Raw genomic sequence first — 17,101 nt, forward strand, 5'->3', positions numbered from 1 at the left:
AGTGGGCTTTGTTGTTTGTTCATAAGAACGAATTTGGTGCCCGCTACTGGACTCGAACCAGTGACACCTTGCATGTCATGCAAGTACTCTAACCAACTGAGCTAAGCGGGCAAATTGTATTGTTCAACTTTCTTGTTTAAGACAAGAATGGTGCCCGCTACTGGACTCGAACCAGTGACACCTTGCATGTCATGCAAGTACTCTAACCAACTGAGCTAAGCGGGCATTCCTGTGGAACGAGACGAATATTACCCACTGTTTTGGGACGGCGCAAGGGTAATTTTGAGGAAATTGAACTGTTTGGCGGAGTTGTGTGCAGATTGGTTGAGTTTTATTCTTGTGGGGTGGAAAAGTGTGCGCTAGCTCACTCTGTAAATTGAGTGAGCCGAGTCGGTTTATAGATATTAGCGTCTATAAATGAGGTACATGGGGTTGATTTTATTGACCACGGCCGTTAAACATCACGATGAAGGTACTTAAAATAATTTTGCTATCCATCATAAACCACGATTTTGTTGAATGCAGTGATAACGCATAGCTGTGATCAAAGCCTACTTTGCGTCTGACATCATCAATGCAAGTGTCGTAGCCTTGGTTTACTTGTGCTAAGCCGGTTATACCCGGCATGACTCCGTAAGTGCGGTCGGCGAAGTAGGGAATAGCAGCTTCCAGTTCGTTGTAAAAAGTTGGTCGCTCAGGGCGCGGACCAATAAGTGACATTTCGCCGCGCAGCACATTGAACAGTTGCGGTATTTCATCCAGTCGTGTTTTACGTAAAAAGCGTCCAATAGGGGTGATTCTCGGATCATTTTTGGTTGCCCATACAGCGCCAGAGCGAGTCTCAGCATCCTGATACATGGTGCGAAACTTAATAATGTAGAACAATTCCATTTGGGCTGGTGTCGATTTACCGACTCGCAGCTGGTGATAAAACACGGGCCCAGTGGAAGTGAGTTTAATTGCCAGTGCAATAAACGGCAGTATAGGTGCAAAGAGCAACAGCGCCAAACAGGCACCGAAGAGATCAAATAAGCGCTTAGCGAGCCAAGTTGGGTAATTTGCAGTGATGTGAGGCATGTCAGACTCCTTATACTCGCTTCCAGCGTCCATTTTCTAGTCCGAAGATGTAGCGCAGTCCGCCATAGAGATTGGCAAAGTGCCCTGTGACAAAATAGGCGAGAAATTGGCAGTATTTGTTGGATATATGCTGAGGAAAATGGATACAAAATAGGGCAATGGCATAGAGTAGTATCTGTGCAAGGGCGAATAAGGCAAATATAGGTTGTGTGGCGAGCAATACCGAGGTAACGAAGCAAGTGATCATTAAGTAAGGTGTCAGTAATCGTAGCCCTTTTCCTGAAGCAAACGCAAACGCAATGGCACGATAGCGAGGCATAAATAGGCCCGCTAGATGAATGGCTTGTTGCATGTTGCCCGCCGAAATACGCAGGCGACGTTGGTAGTCTTTATTCGCACTCGAGGGTTCTTGCTCAATCGCTACCACGTTAGGCTCATAGATCGCTTTGTACCCCAAGCGAACGATTTCCATTGGCAGAATAAAATCATCATTGATGGTGTTGTCGGCGAGTGGTTGAAATAGATGAGTTCGGAATAAATAAAACGCACCGTGTGCGCCAATGTTTGCGCCTAGGTTGGCTTCACCAAGCTGCACCATACTTTGGTAGCGCCAATATTTCTCTTCACTGGGATTGATTGAAGCCAGCAGCTGATACTGGCTATTAAGCACGCCGACATTGGTATCGTGAAAATGATGATCGGCGAGCAGAAGCGCATCGATCGAGATTAACGCAGAAACATCACTTAGCGCTGTGATATCACTGATTATGTTCGGCATTAGGTGATTGATGAGGGCCACTTTACCGCGGTTGTGTGTGAAATTGATGATTTCAAAGTGCGTTTCGCTGCAGATGGCTTCTTGAATGGTTTCTTCGGCAATAGCCACAGTTTTGTCTGTGCAGCCGTCACACGCGATGATCACGTTATAGCGCTCACGTGGATAGTCGAGACAGGCAAGGTTGCGAATTTTATCGGCAATCCAGTGCTGCTCATTATAGGCGGGAACAATTATGGTAATGGTCGCTCGAGCGCGATCGGCGCGCGAAGGTTGATAGCATCGTAATGGGGTGTTGAGCTGGCGAGCGGTTTCATTTCTGGCATACCAACGCAGCAATAATGGATAGCCGAAGTGATGATAAATCACTAAGCTTGCACTGAGAAAAAATAGAACAATGAGCAGAGTATTTAGCATATTAACGAACTTCCACTGATAAGTTTTGATAAGCGGCGACCATCGTTTGAATATTATTATTATTGAGTACAAATCGACGAGGGCTTGCGGGTTTTATGTCGGCTAAGGTAGATAACGTTTGTCTTGCGAGCGCTTGTGGTTTTTCTGACTCAAATAAAGCGCCGCTATAAGGACAAATGGTTTCTTCGACTGAACCAACTTGGCTTGCAATCGTGATAATGTCACATGCCTGTGCTTCTAATGTGGAAAGTGGGAAGCCTTCGTGACGTGATGGTAAACAGAACATATCGAGTGATTGATAGAAGCGCGGCATATCCTCAACCAAACCCAGCCAATGTATGCGATCTGCCACATTGAGCTGCTGAGCTAGGTTTTTGAGTTTTTCAGCTTGAGAGCCGATACCTGCAATGGCGATAGAGATGTTTCGAGGCAGAAGGGGGAGTGCCTTTATCAATATGTCGTGTCCTTTGACGTATTCCAATCGTCCTGCGCTGCCAATAATCGTATCTGCCAAAGGTAGCCCCAATTTTTGTCGCGCTAAAGTGAGGCTTGCGGGTTTAAAGCGTTGGCAATCAATCCCATTTTTTATCACGGTAATATCGGGGTAATTGAATTGACGGCTTAAGCCTGCGCTAACACTGTCTGCATCTGCGACTAAACGTGGTTTTGCCATATTTAAGGCGATGCGCTGTAGGCGAGCGCTGCTACGATTTGATAGATGCCAAATGTCATGCTCGGTATGAATATGACAAGATATGTGAGCAATTTTTGCTGCTGCGCCACCATACAGTAAAGGGCCAATATGATGGGTATGGAGCACCTGTGGTTTTAATAACTTCAATAGTTTCGCCAGTACGAGCAGTGTTGACAGTTGCACGCCATGAGGTTTATTGAGAAAAATAAGGTGATTCTTAAAAGGCATTAGCCTTGGCCAGCGTTGAACTGCGCTGGATAGGCGACCTTCCAAGCTAACAATCAAAATACGATGTTGCTTGTCGGCATGGCGTAACATTTCAAGAACTAACGTTTCAATACCACCGGGCGCAAGATGTTGCACGACATGAACAGTTAATTTTGGCTGTGCTTGTTTTGCATCATTCTTATTCATGTTTTACCACCGTATTAATCAACTTATATGGTTGCTGCATCTTCTGTGCCATAAGTTAATATCAGTAAAAACAATTATTTATGTAATTTGTTGTAGGGTATTTATCGGTGGTGTTATTTTGAGAATCGTAATGCAATTTTAGGAATGGTTGTCAGTACTGGCGCATGCGTTATCGCCTCTACTTGATCAGATCTACGCAGAGATGAATCAAATAATTCGAAAAGGTAAGCCATCCCTACACCAAGCCCGATACCCGCTATCAAGCCAGCAAGAATGTAAATCAAAGTCGGTAAATTTGCAGGAGCGCTCGGGGTATAGGGTAGGTCGATAATTTTGACACGTTTGTTTTCCTCAAATATCCCAAGAGAGCCAGTTAATTGCGCCATTTCATAACGTTGCAATAACTCGTCATACAGCTGGCGCTTGATTTGAGCATCCCGTTTCAAACGGTACATCTGTTGTGCTGTATCCCCAAAGTTTTGGGCTTGTTTTTCAATTGCAGCAATCATTGACTCGAGACTTTTGGTTTCTTCTGTTAAAGATTCATAGCGACTGCGTAATAGTTGTAAGCTATGAAGTTGGGTGACCAATAAGGGTTGAATGTTATTAATATCAGAGAGTGTATTGCTGCTGGCGATATCCCAAAGTTGATCACTGGTGACATTGGGTTGTTCAACTTCTAATAATAAGTTGCGTTCACTCTCCAAGCGCTTTAGTTCTCTTTTTTTGGCTTGTACGGAGCTATGGCTATCGGTGTACTTAGCCTGAAGTAAAGTCAGTGTGCTGCGAATTTCGATAATTTGATCTTCGATACGGCCAATAACTGGATTTGTCTTGGACAACTGCTGATCGAGCGAGCCTAAGCTTTTTTCCACCCCTGCCAGTTCTGCTTGCTTTTCCGCTAGGTTTTGTTTGAGCGTCGCCAGTTGGGTGAGGCTTTGGTTTTGCATTTCAGGAGTTACAGCAAGGTTTTTGTTTCGGTACTCAGCCAGCGCCTTTTCTGCTTGATCTAACTCACTATGGCGTTTTTCAATGTGAATGGTTAAGAACTCACTAGAGTCACGAATAGAAGAGCGCTCAGGCGCGAGCAGTTGTTCAATAAAGTGCTCACTGATAGAGGTTAACAGGGAAGCCATACCATCTGGTTTCTCGGCCGTTAACTCTATCTGCAGGAAATCTTTGCCAGGTTGATTGACAGAGAGGTTAGCCGATAAACGTTGGATAATGCGTTCTTGTTGTAATGTACTCATATCAGGAGTGATCAGGCCTTGATCTGCGGCGACAGAGTGGAGAACATGGCGACTTTTTAACAAGGTGCTCAACGCATTCAATCTCTCTTTTAGCATGGTCGAAACCGCGATATCCTCCAAAAAAGGGTTCATTTTTGCCGTTTCTTGGACAAGCATACTAGTGTGTGAGACATACACTGTCGGGGCAAGTTTAGCGACCATCAAACCAACAAAAGGTAAAATTAATGTCGGTAATACGATAACGTAACGCTGTCGCCACGCCGCATTTAATATCTCCGCAATACGCAGCGTGATGCCACTCATATCATATCCAATAGTGAGCGAACAAATTGACTACGAGCTCGCCAACTATCATCTGCGACAATGTCTGCTGAGTGCTTAGGTTCATAGTTGGTCATTTTAAGCGCTTCGCTCATTTCATGAGCGCTCTCTACAACATTGACGTACTTACTATATCGCTCTAATGCGGGAAAAGGTGTAGCGACAATAGGTGCACCAGCGGCGAGGTATTCAAGTAGTTTTAGAGGATTACATGCTTGGATTTGCTTCGTGGATTTGAAGGGTAACAAACTGGCCTGCCAGTGCTGGCTATAGCAAGGGAGTTGGTGGTGTGGTTTAGGGCCTAAATAATGAATATTGGCCAACTTTGGCAGTGGGTTATAAGGCATTTCATTTGGTCCAATGAAAAGAAAATCCCAACCCGGAAGATTTAATGCAACGAAATTGATCAAATCATAATCTAACCAGTTTGATAGGCTGCCATAAAAGCCTGCGATAGGTTTGCCGTTTTGTGGAAAGTCAACCGCGATTGGCGCTGGCTGGCTAAATAGGTCGACATCCACTCCGTGTGGGAGCAACAAGGTTTTGCTATGCGGAAACTTCGCGCAGATTGCTTTACTTGCCCCAAGGACAAGGTTGGCTTTTTTAACCATCTTCTCTTCGTGTTCGGCGACCACCTGATGGTCGACACCTGACAACGCTGAAAAATCATCACCACAGTAGTAGATCACCGCTGATTCATTGAGATGCCCGCAAAGATCGGCTGCGGTGGGTAATGAACTCCATAAAATCGGTTTTTCAATATGATGTTTAGCTAAGATCGGAAGAAGTTGATTCAACATCATCGTCTTCGCGAGCTGGCGACTAATATGACTGCTGGGTGCAGGTATGGTACGCAAGTTGACAATATGAACATTATCAGGCACTTGAGAAGGGGTACTAAAGCCTTGCTTTGGTTTTCCAATCAGCTTAGAGACTGCGCGACGGCAATCATTGGCGTTTAGTTTAGGCTGACGCAAGCCTATTGAATTGACCCAGATGATCTTTCTCATTTTAGGAAGGTGTCGGATTAAGTGTTGAGTGCTCGATGGCAGACCACCAAAATCTTCACCAAAAACAATCATATCACGCATAGTCTTGCTCCTTTAAATGGCGGACGACTCGCGCCGGATTACCGACAGCAACCACAAAATCGGGAAGGTCATGAGTCACGACACTGCCGGTTCCGACGATTGTGCCTTCGCCGATGGTGACATTGGGGCAGATGGTCACATTGGTGCCAATCCATGCATCCTGTTTGATGGTGATATCACCCACGTTGGCATCGTCGTCAGGGGCCCCTTGGGAACGTAACTGAGCATCAAGAGCATGACCGGAATAACCAAAGATAAACGCACCTGAGGCAATGCGTACGTTGTCTTCAATGACGATTGTTTTACCGACCGCTATTGTGCTTTGCCACCCTATATCGACATTGCTGCCAATCAGTAGTTCGGGTTGACCGCTTTGTACTCGGCCAGAGAATGTTGTGTGGCCAGAAATTCGGCACTGATGGCCAATCCGTAATGTAAGGGGGCCTGAAACAAAAGGTATTCCGCCGTAGAGATAAAGCTGTTGACCACATTGTGCGGTGCGGCCTTTGAATGCTGGCGTATACACAAACAGACGCAGTATGGTTTGGCTGACTAAGGAAAAGAATTGCACTAAATGAAACATCGTCACGTTAAACCAACGTGGCGTAGGTACGCCGGTTGCGCGGGCCTTTTTTAGCCACTCAAACAGTCTTTGGTAGCGTGGGTTTGGGTGAGTTTGTAGCCAAATTTTGAGTGACGCAACTGACATAAGCACCTCGTTATCGATATTGTTTTAATAAACAAGGCACATAGTGTGCCAAAGATATAGTGCTTATAAATCATTTGGTTACGATGATTTGTTTGTTGTTTGTTGTTTGATTGTCATTTTGAGAATCGTTTTGAATAATGCGATGGCAGGCAAGCGAGAGACCTGCAAGGATATAAATAGGCCAATTAAAGCCTTGAGTTAAAAACGTACCGGAGACTATGGTGCCGACTAAGCTCGCGTAGATAGCAAAGGCAGTGGCTTGAACATAAGGAGAGAAGGTATGCTGGCTTTCTTTTAGTGCTTTTAAATTTTTGCGGCTGGTATTGATTACAGTGACAATGATACCGATAAACACCAATAATCCCACGAAGCCAGATTCCGCAAGAACACCAAACCAAGTACTGTGCACGGCATGATTTAACCCATCCCAGTGTGAGGAGTAATAAAAGTAATTGAAATAAAAATTGTCGATGCCAACCCCGGTTAACGGTCGATCTAACGCCATTTTAAACGCCGCTTCCCAAGCATATAGGCGACCCATTGCGGACTCATCGACGCCTATTTCACTGCTGCCCCCTGATTGCCGTTCGGAAATGCCCGCCACTGAAAACAGTACGATGGTGGCGATGATCCCTAGTAGTCCGAGCAAGAACTTGGAACGAATATATTTCAGACCAAAAATGCCTAAAATAGCGACACTTCCGAGTAGACCGCCGCGGCTTTGAGTTTCAATCACAGCGTAAAAAGCTGCCACAGTACACAATGCACCGAGAAATCGAATCCAGCCGAGATTTTTTGTCATCATTAAACTTAGAGAAAACGCTAAAGGAAACATTAATACCAATGAAAGGTCATTAGGATCACCCAACATTGAGCCTAAATCTCGACCAATAGTGACTCGAGTGCCTTCAACCAGTCCAACGCCACTAAAGGTATTATTAATCGCAACGCCGGCAATCATCAAACCTGCTAATACAATCATGATGGCCATGCGCTTTAGGCTTAATTCACTGGAGATTAACCACGCGATAGCCAGCGTCATAACGATAATTTTCCAATAGACATTTTTGAAATATTCAAAGGCAACCCCGCGGTTCGAGGCGAAGATAACACCAATAAAAATCAATACCCAGAAAGCGATTAACCACCCAAGGCATGGGTGCCAAAACGGTTTGATTTGTTTACTGATTAGAATATGAAAACATAACGCACTCAATGCACCTAGAGAGAGTAATAACGGGATACGTAAGTTGTAAATAGCAGGAAAAGCTTCATGAATACGGAAAAAAGAGAACAGCACAAACAAGCTCACCATCCAAAAGGTTTGGTTGACGACAAATAAAGCGCCAAGGGGCAGTAGCCCTAGCGCGATAATAAACGCAGGACTCGGATTGGTCAGCCATGCAATGGATAAGATCAGACAAACAACTATTAAGGTGACTAAATGAGGCATTGGTAAGGTTTTATTCATACGCGAAATCTCTGCCATGCGAGTTTTACCGCGTGATAAGGAAAATTAATGACACCGAGCTGTTGCGCGGCGAGCAATAAAATTGCGGGTTGAACAAAGGCAAGAATAAACATCAATGTAGTTGGAATATCAGCAAAGGCGCTAATCAGAAAAAAGGAAGTGATTAGAATTAAGACACTTAAGGCTGAATGATAAGGCAAAGGGGCGCGCTGCTGACTGAGGATAAAAACGGCGATAAAACGACTCAGTTGCGCGAGTGCGACCATTGTGACAATGAGCCAAATAGACCGATAATCCAATACTACCATGATGACAAAAAGCATCAACAATGTAGTCGCGGTGATGATGAGATTGACCAGCAGTAAACGGCGTGTTTGCTGGCTTTTAAGTAAGCCAATATTGACGATTTCTACGAGCTCTTTATACAACATAGCGGCGACAGTCATCACGATTAAATTGACCGCCAATGAATAGTGGCTAGGCAAATAGAGAATGATAAACCATTTTGCTAGCCACACTACGCCAAGTGACATTACACAGGCATACACAATCCCGGCTTGACTATTTTGTGCTGTTTTTTTTGCGCCTTGTGTTTGCCAGCATTCAAACCGTTTTGGCATCCACCACATATGAAATGGCTGCAACAAAATTCCAACGGCGAGGGCAAATTTAAGTGCAATAGCATATTGCCCGAGTAATTCAAGATTGAGTGTTTGTGCCACAATCCATCGTTCTCCCCCGTTTAGACCGAAGGCGATCAAAGCGGAGCCCATAATCGGCAAGCAATAGCGTAAGTAATGGGCAATTTGTGTAGGAGTGAGTAGTTGAAGGTGAAAACGATGGTAGCAGTGCAAAAGTAGACACTGCAGTAATGCGGTTGCAACACCGACACAAAAGACGGCGGTGACACTTGGATAAAAACGGACGACCAATAAAATTAAGCTGACTTGGCAGGTTACACTAACCACGCTAAGTTTGAAAAACACCTCGGCTCGACCCTGTAATCTTAACCACGCCAAACTGATGGCTAGAGCGCTTTCCAATACCACCGCAGTTGCAATCAATATCCATTGCATCGGCGTGAAATAGTGAAAGAGGATGAGTGAGGGCGCAAGCAGTTGGAGCCCTTTATAGAGGCCAAATAATATCGTCACGACGAGCAACGAGATGCAAATCGCCGTTATGTAGAGCCGATTGGTTTGTTCACGTTGCTGATGTTTGTCTTCTAGCGTCGCGATGAACCGATACAAACTTTCATGCATGGAGAGCGAAGTGAGCATAGTAAACAACACCGTGCTGGTGGCAAGTAACTCCAGTTGGCCAATTTGCTTAACCGATAAGTAGTGGGTCATAAATGGCAGGGTAATGAGTGAGGCGCCTTTCATCATCAGCAGTGCTGAACCGTAAAGGAGCATTTCTTTCCAAGCACCCATCCTCGTCGCTTTCTCAGCGTGTTGTCCCGATGGCGTTGTCACACGTGGACTATTCATAATCTAGCCATGCGGACTCGGCTAATTCGTTGTCGACTAACTGGCCACTCACGCCTGCAACGATCTGTGAATAGGTTTTATGGGCACGATAGCGTTGAGCGATTTGAATGCCATTTTGTTGGGTTGCTTGTAATAAGTGTTGGTCAGTGTAGACCGAGAGAATGGCCTGCCTTAGCGCAAACGGATCGCCCGCTTTGTATTTGATGCAGTTAACCTTATCAGTTAACTGTAAATCCCAATAGCTACCGTCTTGCGGGATGATGACGCACATCCCCGCAGCAAGCGATTCTAAAATCGATAGGCCAAAGGGCTCTTTGGTGCTGGTCGAAACAAAAATATTACATCCGCGACGAATGTCATCGAGATTGTTGGGGTCTTGATACCATTTTGTATGCCTTAGAGCGATGGGGGCACTCGAGACCTCCAACATGATCTCTTTAGGTTGGATAAAACAGATATGGCTTTTCACGGCATGAGTGGTATGCAATTGACGGAGTGTGTCGACAAATAGATCGAGCCCTTTCCATTTTAGCGTTGAAGCGCACCAGAAGCAGGTTGGGATCTGAGCCATCGTTTTGGAAGGCCAATTCTCTTTGGCAAGACCGTTGACGAAAGTGTGGAAATGATTCGACTTGATGTGAAATAGCGTTACGGCATCGACATCTTCGATATTTGTATGATGACGGATATAGCATTGCAAGGCGTTCACCATGCTTTGATGCGCTGAGGGTAAATAGAAAATCTGTTGTGCTCGCGTTAAGCACCAACCAATTGAGCGTGAAGTGGCTACGTTGCCATGGATGAGTTGAACAATCGAAAAACGATGCACTAATTGGGCAAGATAAATCGCCATATCAATGCCGGGACCTGACGCCCCTATAACATGGTCGACTTTAGGCAGTCGAATGCAATAACAGAGCAGTGCTAAAGCGAAGTAAAATTGATTGAGCCAATAGAATAGACCAGAATATTGTCTACTTACCCATGGAAGTGCGATCAAAGGTAGCACGTTAACGCGATGTTGATTCGCAAACATGCTGTTTTGCCAGAAGTCGCGATCAACGGTCAGAACCGTAAAAGTGACTTGTTGGCGATCACATTGCCTCAAGGCTTCACTCGTGGCGATTTTTGAACCGCCCTTAAACGGAATAGGGTCAAATATCACGTTATGAATCATAGTCATAGATAACTCCTATTTATTGCGGCCAGAAAGTGACTTGTGACGATTAGAAAACGCGGTTTTCAAAGGCTTAAAGCTATTCAGTAGAGAAGGTCGGCTAGGTTGTTGCTGCTCAAGCAAGGTCTGATAGAGCGCACAAATATCATCGACATAACGCTGATGATTAAAATGGTCGCAGACGACTTGATAAGCTCGTTTAGTTAGTTCAAGACACTCAGTGGGATGAGAGTGAATACAGCGCATCATATTGAGTAATGGCGCGTAACCATTATTGACGTAAAGCAGCGCCGTTTCGCCATGTTGAACTATCTCGGGAATCCCACCTTCATACGGGGCGATAATAGGGGTTTTAGCAATAGCCGCTTCAGTGACAACCAAACCAAAGGCTTCTTGGCGGGCACCACTAACAAACGCATCAGATCCCTTTAGCCAACCAACCACATTGTGTTGTTCGCCAACGAAATGGACATGTGCGGTTAAATGCATGTCATGGGTTAGTTGAATCAGTTGCTGCTTTTGCTCACCTTCACCAATCACGACCAGATGGCTATTCGGATATTCTAAAGTGAGGTAACGGAGTGCTTGAATGATACGGTCGACGCCTTTTCGCTCAATGAGCGAACCGACCGTGGTAAAAATTTTCGTGTCTGGATTTAAACTAAGATGTTGATGAATATCCACCGTCTTTTGCTGTTGTAAGGCGTCGATGTTGATGCCGTTATGTATGACCGACAATTGATCAGTTGGGTAACCGTCAAGGCGCAAATTTTGAGAGATGGCATCGCTGGCGGTGATGATATGTGGTGACATGTGCAGGCCGAGCGTGACGCGGTCACGGCTTAGGTAGTCACTGTGTAAATGAGTGACCATTGGGCAATGGCATAACCGCGCTGCGACAGCCATCCACTGGCACGGAGCGCCACTATTGATGTGAACCAATGAGATATTGCGCTGCTTGACCAGCCGCTGTCCTTTTTTGACCAACGACGCCCAGCTTTTTAAGTCAAAGGTTGGCTCCTGCCAACCGAGCAGCAACGTAAAGTCATCCAATTGGTATTCAATGTTTTGCGCCTCTAGAAAGGGCAACAGTGCCGGGTTATTCGTCCACACGATGGGTTCGAAGCGTTGGCGATTGAGATTGAGAATAAGGTCGAGTAGACATTGTTCACTACCTCGAATCCAGTTCTCACCATAATGAACATATAAGATTTTTGTTATATCAGTCATCCGCTAGCCCGCCACATTGTTGTTATCATAGTGGTAATAGAGCAATCTAGATGCCAATAGCTTTGTCAGTGTAAGTATCTGAAATTTAGTTCAAATATTTGAAATTGTGCGATGTTGAACGTTTAGTTCGCAATTTGAGAGTCAAACTGAGTTGAAACTGCATGGTAGATTTTTAGCAATTTGGGAATGACCGCTTGCTGAGAGTAATGTTGATGAATGGTGTTGGTGGCATTGACACGCATTGCTAACTGTCCCTCATCGCTCAGAGATTTCCACAGCTGCAATTGCTCGCTGAAAGTGGCTTCATCGTGGGCTAGCCAGCCGTTTTCGCCATTAATAATCAAGTTCGGCAGTTCTCCCACTCGGCTAGCAATGACGACAATACCGCGAGCCATTGCTTCTAGAGCGACCATAGGTAATCCTTCAAATTCAGAGCAAATCACCAATACTGAGATGGTTGGCCAGACAGTATCCATTTCACTTTGATGGCCGTGGCCGTGAACGTTTTTACCTGCAATGGTGTCGATTTGTTGTTTGAGAGGGCCGGTACCATAAATATCAAAGTGGAGTGAAGGGAAATTAGCGGCCAAACGACAAAATCGGTCGGGTGCTTTTTCTGAACTTAATCGGCCAACAAAAGCGATGGATTGGCCATGTTGAAAAGAGATGGATTGGCAGTCAATAAAGTTATTGAGGTAGTGGCTATGAGTCGGAATTTTATCGGCGATGGCGTGGCTAACGACTAACGATTGGTTAGATACAAAGGCACTGATGCGATCGAGCCAATCATAGAGTTTGACTCGGCCGCTTGGGTTTTCACCGGCGTGGTAGGTGGATATTTGATGGCTGCGAGTGAGTAACTTAGCAATTTTGCTTAGGATACTCGCACGATAACCATGGGCATGAACCAGTAATGGTCGTTGTTGTTTGAGTAAGTGAATAAGATTGGAAAGCGCCCTTAGATGACTTGCTTGGGCATCATCACCGCCGAGATAATCATAGTTTATTCCTAGTGTTTTTAGCTTCGTGCAGATAGGTGACGGCGATGAATAGCGGCTCACTAGCCATACTTTTACCAATTGCTGATGGGCGATTAGCCCTTGAGCGAGTTGCAAAACATGCGTTTCGATACCGCCAAACTGGCGGCTATCGACTATTAACCAAATCTCACTGGACGAAGTTTTGTTCATCTTCTGTTTCCCAAGCCTGTTTTTTACGGTAAACCGTAGACGGGCTCAGTTCGAGTAGTACTGCTGCATTGAGCACGTTGCCATCACACAGTTCAATCGCTTGCTGAATGGCTTCACGTTCAATCTGCCACATAGGGCGAATGGCCGACTCACTTATATTGGAGCTCTCACTTTGTGACGTGGCGGTGTGATTTGTTTCATTCACAATATGCTCTTGAGCTGCAGGGGAAGAGTGATTATCGACATTGGCCGTTCGCGTTACGTTGGCGGCTTTTCGTAATTGCACCACTTGTGCCGGTAAATGCTCCACCGCTAAACGCTCATCGTTATTGAGCACGACAATATTACGCAGTATGTTCTGTAATTGACGAACGTTACCTGGCCATGCGTAGCGTTTTAAGATCGCTTCTGCGTCTTTATTGATAGTGCGGAATTTTTTCTGATCTTGCTTCGCGTACAGTTTTAGAAAATGGGAGGCAAGCGTAGCAATGTCACCACCGCGTTCGCGTAGCGGGGGCATTTCAATCGGCACGACATGTACGCGGTAATATAAATCTTCTCTGAATCGGCCTTCTTCAACTTCCACTAGAGGATCGCGGTTGGTCGCACAAATGATGCGAACATCAACCTTTTGTTCCTTGTTGGCACCCAGAGGAGTGAACGTGCCTGTTTGGAGAAAACGCAGCAATTTTTTCTGCATTTCCAAGTCCATTTCGCACAGTTCATCAAGGAACATGGTACCGCCATTGGCTGCCGTAGCTGCGCCTTTTCTATCGGTTGTTGCGCCGGTAAATGCCCCTTTTAGATGACCAAAAATCTCACTTTCCATCAAGTCTTTAGGAATTGCGCCACAGTTGATTGCGATAAACGGCTTATCACGGCGTTTACTCTCTTTATGAATCGCTTCAGCGCACACTTCTTTACCGGTACCACTTTCGCCGATAATAAACACACTGGCGGTGGTTGGGGCTACAGAGTCGATTATTTTATAAACACCTTGCATCGGCAAGCTACTACCAATAAAACCATGGAAGCGTTGGCGATCAAATTTGCTCTCGATGTTTTCAACCAAATCTTCGAGTTTGGCACGTTGAAGGTGCAGATTAATCGATGTTTTCAAACGGTCGGCTTTGATTGGTTTTTCTATAAAATCTTTAGCGCCTTTCTGTAGTAAGTTGACGGCAACATCAACCGAACCGTGCGCAGTCGCGACAATGACCGAGGTGGGAACTTGATTCTCGACAATCCAGTCAAGAATATCTTGGCCATCCATATCGGGTAATTTTAGGTCAAGGATCACCAGTTGAGGGATATTACGCTCAATAAATGCGATCGCTTCACGGCCTGTTTCAACGTGAAAAAGGTCAAAAGGCTCGTCTTTGACATACTGCTGATACAACACTGCCAGTGAGGTAGAATCTTCGATTAAAAGTACTTTTGATTTCATTGGCACTTCCTTGTTGTCACGTCACAACCGATGATTTATTCAGCGGTTTGGGTGAATCCTAGCGTTTTTCTATGAATGATGGCTTCGAAAGAGTGTTGAGCAAGCTCAATTAACTCTTGGTGATAGTCGAAAACTTGTTCTGGATGGCCTTCAAGGCACAAGCGCTCAATTTTTCGCGCTAGATCCGATAATACACGATTGCCAAGTGCTAAGGATGAACTGCCAAGTGTGTGACTCTCGAATTCTATAACTTCAGCATTTTTTTCGATAAACGCCGTATTCAAGGTTTCGATGCGCTGTTTTGATTCTTCGACATAATGATCGATTAGCAGAGGTAAGACATCAGCGCTGGTGTCTTGAATCATTTGCTGCAAAATTTCTTCATCCACGAGTTCTTCGTTCACGGTGATCTCCTCGTTGTTTACTTTATTTCTATCATCGCTGGCGGATAGGGATGATTCATCGACAATATCTGTCGCGCTGAACACTTCCTTGTCGGCGCATTTTTCATCTTCACTATTTAAGAATAGATTAATTTTTTCAATTAGTTGTGACAATCGTACCGGTTTTGATAAGTAATCGTTCATTCCCACTTCTAAGAATTTTTCTTTGTCACCAGTCAGCGCATGTGCAGTAAGCGCGATAATTGGAATGTTGGCGCTATGTGGGTCATCAAGCGCTCGTATGGCTTTGCAGGCTTCCATTCCGTCCATTTCTGGCATGGAAATGTCCATGAAGATCAGGTCGTATTGATACTTTTGTACTTGTTCAACGGCCTGATTGCCATTTTCGACCAGATCAAGATTTAATCCTGCATGACTAAACATACTCTTAATAACCAGTTGGTTGGCGCGATTGTCTTCTGCGACCAAAATTCGGGTGTTCGGATCAAGAGGAGTGGCTTTGATGCGGATTGGATTTACATCGCCGAGTAATTCATCAGCCAGTTCAAGCGTGATCGAAAAAGAAAAAGTGCTACCCACGTCGGGTTCACTGCTGACCTCCATATGACCATCCATCATTTGGGTTAAGCGTTTACAGATGGCAAGTCCAAGCCCTGATCCTTCGTGTATCCGTGAGTAGCTCTGATCAACCATGGTGAATTCTTCAAATAGGTAATCGAGTGCACTGGCTTTAATGCCGATACCCGTATCGGTTACGCTGCAGATTAGCTCGACTTTTTCATCATCGAGCGAACGAGAATCAATCTTGATCGAGACACTACCTTGTTTGGTAAATTTAATCGCGTTACCAATTAAGTTGTGCAAGATCTGCTTAATGCGATTCTCATCACCACGAACTCTGGCTGGCACTTGAGAGGGAATGTAACAATGTAGAATTAGGTCATTGTTTTTGGCTAAGGGCATAAAACTGTCAACCACACTTTCGACACAACGGCGGAAATCAAACCGTGAGTTGTCGAGAATTAGGGTGTTTGACTCCATGCGGGTAAAATCGAGGATGTCATTAATCACTGACAACAAAAAGTGACCAGAATCCGTTGCGGTTGTGATGAGTTTACGTTGGTCTCTAGTTAGCTTTGTTTCTTCTAATACATTCAATACCCCCAGAACCCCATTCATTGGTGTACGTATTTCATGAGACATTGATGCTAAGAAGCGGCCTTTTGATTCACAGGCTTGTTCTGCTTCAGCCCGAGCTTGTTGCAATGAGCCGTAGCTTTGTTCCAGTTTGGTTGACATGGCATCGAAGGCTCTAGCGACATCGCCCAGTTCATCTTTAGAATGTTCGTTAAGTTGGAAGCCCGGACCGTTACGGCATACGGTATTTGCTGCTTTGGTTAGGCGAGTAAGGCCTTGAGTAAGGTAACTACCTAAAATATAAGAAAAAAATGCGACTAAGATAACTTCAATAATGGCAATTGAGATGATTGATTGGCGAGCTTGTTTCAACATGGCGCTAATGGCATCGGTACGAAATCCCATGTCAATATAAGCGCCGCTGTCGCCAATAGGGACGCGGGTATCAAAGACACCATCGTTAGTGGTATTTAAATTTGAATCGACCGACATCGCTCTTTCAAGCAGGGTTTTATCACCCATACAAACTAAGTCTTCGCCGTTATTGGCAATACGAATATAGGCGAGGTCTTCAACGATTAAAAATTGGTTTGCTAGTACCTCAAGGTCTTTAATGTTGTTTTTTATCAATGGCTTTTCAGCCACTATTGCAAGCATTTGCGAAGTAGTGGTGACACGTTGTAACAGTTGTTGCTCGTTGGATTGAGAAAGAAAACGCATCGCGCTGAATACTAAGATAACCAGCAAAACCACTTCAATCAGTGCAATTCCGATAATGGTTTTTGAACGAAATGACATAGTGATTAT

13 protein-coding genes and 2 tRNA genes are annotated in these 17,101 nt (G+C 44.9%); all 15 read right to left on the reverse strand.

Going from position 1 to position 17,101, the window contains the following annotated elements:
* Nucleotides 1-34: 34 nt before the first annotated feature.
* The 15 genes from RH86_RS04495 to RH86_RS04565 all read right to left on the reverse strand — a co-directional run bounded on the left by RH86_RS04495 (nt 35) and on the right by RH86_RS04565 (nt 17,092).
* Nucleotides 35-111, reverse strand: a tRNA-Val gene (locus RH86_RS04495).
* A gap of 37 nt (nt 112-148) precedes the next feature.
* Nucleotides 149-225: transfer RNA gene (locus RH86_RS04500), tRNA-Val, on the reverse strand.
* A gap of 213 nt (nt 226-438) precedes the next feature.
* Nucleotides 439-1,077, reverse strand: a complete 639-nt coding sequence (locus RH86_RS04505; protein WP_009385255.1) for a sugar transferase — start codon at nt 1,075-1,077, stop codon at nt 439-441.
* Nucleotides 1,078-1,087: 10 nt separating this feature from the next.
* Nucleotides 1,088-2,269, reverse strand: coding sequence for a glycosyltransferase family 2 protein (locus RH86_RS04510; protein ID WP_009385256.1), 1,182 nt, complete (start codon nt 2,267-2,269; stop codon nt 1,088-1,090).
* A 1-nt stretch (nt 2,270) separates the two neighbouring features.
* Entirely contained in the window at nt 2,271-3,377 is a 1,107-nt protein-coding gene (locus RH86_RS04515; protein ID WP_009385258.1) for a glycosyltransferase, read from the reverse strand.
* A gap of 113 nt (nt 3,378-3,490) precedes the next feature.
* Entirely contained in the window at nt 3,491-4,930 is a 1,440-nt protein-coding gene (locus tag RH86_RS04520; RefSeq protein ID WP_009385260.1) for a GumC family protein, read from the reverse strand.
* Entirely contained in the window at nt 4,927-6,039 is a 1,113-nt protein-coding gene (locus tag RH86_RS04525; RefSeq protein ID WP_009385263.1) for a glycosyltransferase family 1 protein, read from the reverse strand. Before RH86_RS04525 ends, RH86_RS04520 begins: the two co-directional genes overlap by 4 nt.
* Nucleotides 6,032-6,748 (reverse strand): acyltransferase, encoded by a 717-nt coding sequence (locus RH86_RS04530; protein ID WP_009385265.1) that lies wholly within the window; start codon nt 6,746-6,748, stop codon nt 6,032-6,034. The genes RH86_RS04525 and RH86_RS04530 overlap by 8 nt, the downstream gene beginning before the upstream one ends.
* Nucleotides 6,749-6,818: 70 nt before the next feature.
* Complete coding sequence (locus RH86_RS04535) at nt 6,819-8,219, reverse strand: O-antigen ligase family protein (protein ID WP_009385266.1); 1,401 nt, start codon at nt 8,217-8,219, stop codon at nt 6,819-6,821.
* Nucleotides 8,216-9,709 (reverse strand): lipopolysaccharide biosynthesis protein, encoded by a 1,494-nt coding sequence (locus tag RH86_RS04540; protein ID WP_223296323.1) that lies wholly within the window; start codon nt 9,707-9,709, stop codon nt 8,216-8,218. Before RH86_RS04540 ends, RH86_RS04535 begins: the two co-directional genes overlap by 4 nt.
* Nucleotides 9,702-10,892 carry a glycosyltransferase family 4 protein gene (locus tag RH86_RS04545; protein ID WP_009385269.1) on the reverse strand — a complete coding sequence of 397 codons (1,191 nt, stop codon included), beginning with the start codon at nt 10,890-10,892 and terminating at the stop codon, nt 9,702-9,704. The genes RH86_RS04540 and RH86_RS04545 overlap by 8 nt, the downstream gene beginning before the upstream one ends.
* A gap of 9 nt (nt 10,893-10,901) precedes the next feature.
* Complete coding sequence (locus RH86_RS04550) at nt 10,902-12,116, reverse strand: glycosyltransferase (protein ID WP_009385270.1); 1,215 nt, start codon at nt 12,114-12,116, stop codon at nt 10,902-10,904.
* A 122-nt stretch (nt 12,117-12,238) separates the two neighbouring features.
* A complete protein-coding gene (locus RH86_RS04555; RefSeq protein ID WP_009385271.1) occupies nt 12,239-13,306 on the reverse strand; it encodes a glycosyltransferase family 4 protein in 1,068 nt (355 codons plus the stop codon).
* Complete coding sequence (locus tag RH86_RS04560) at nt 13,284-14,753, reverse strand: sigma-54-dependent transcriptional regulator (protein WP_009385272.1); 1,470 nt, start codon at nt 14,751-14,753, stop codon at nt 13,284-13,286. The genes RH86_RS04555 and RH86_RS04560 overlap by 23 nt, the downstream gene beginning before the upstream one ends.
* 35 nt (nt 14,754-14,788) lie before the next feature.
* Nucleotides 14,789-17,092: a response regulator gene (locus RH86_RS04565; RefSeq protein WP_009385273.1), complete on the reverse strand. Its 2,304-nt coding sequence runs from the start codon at nt 17,090-17,092 to the stop codon at nt 14,789-14,791.
* Nucleotides 17,093-17,101: the final 9 nt, after the last annotated feature.

This window comes from Vibrio sp. N418 (genome assembly GCF_000222565.1).
Lineage (GTDB): Bacteria > Pseudomonadota > Gammaproteobacteria > Enterobacterales > Vibrionaceae > Vibrio > Vibrio scophthalmi.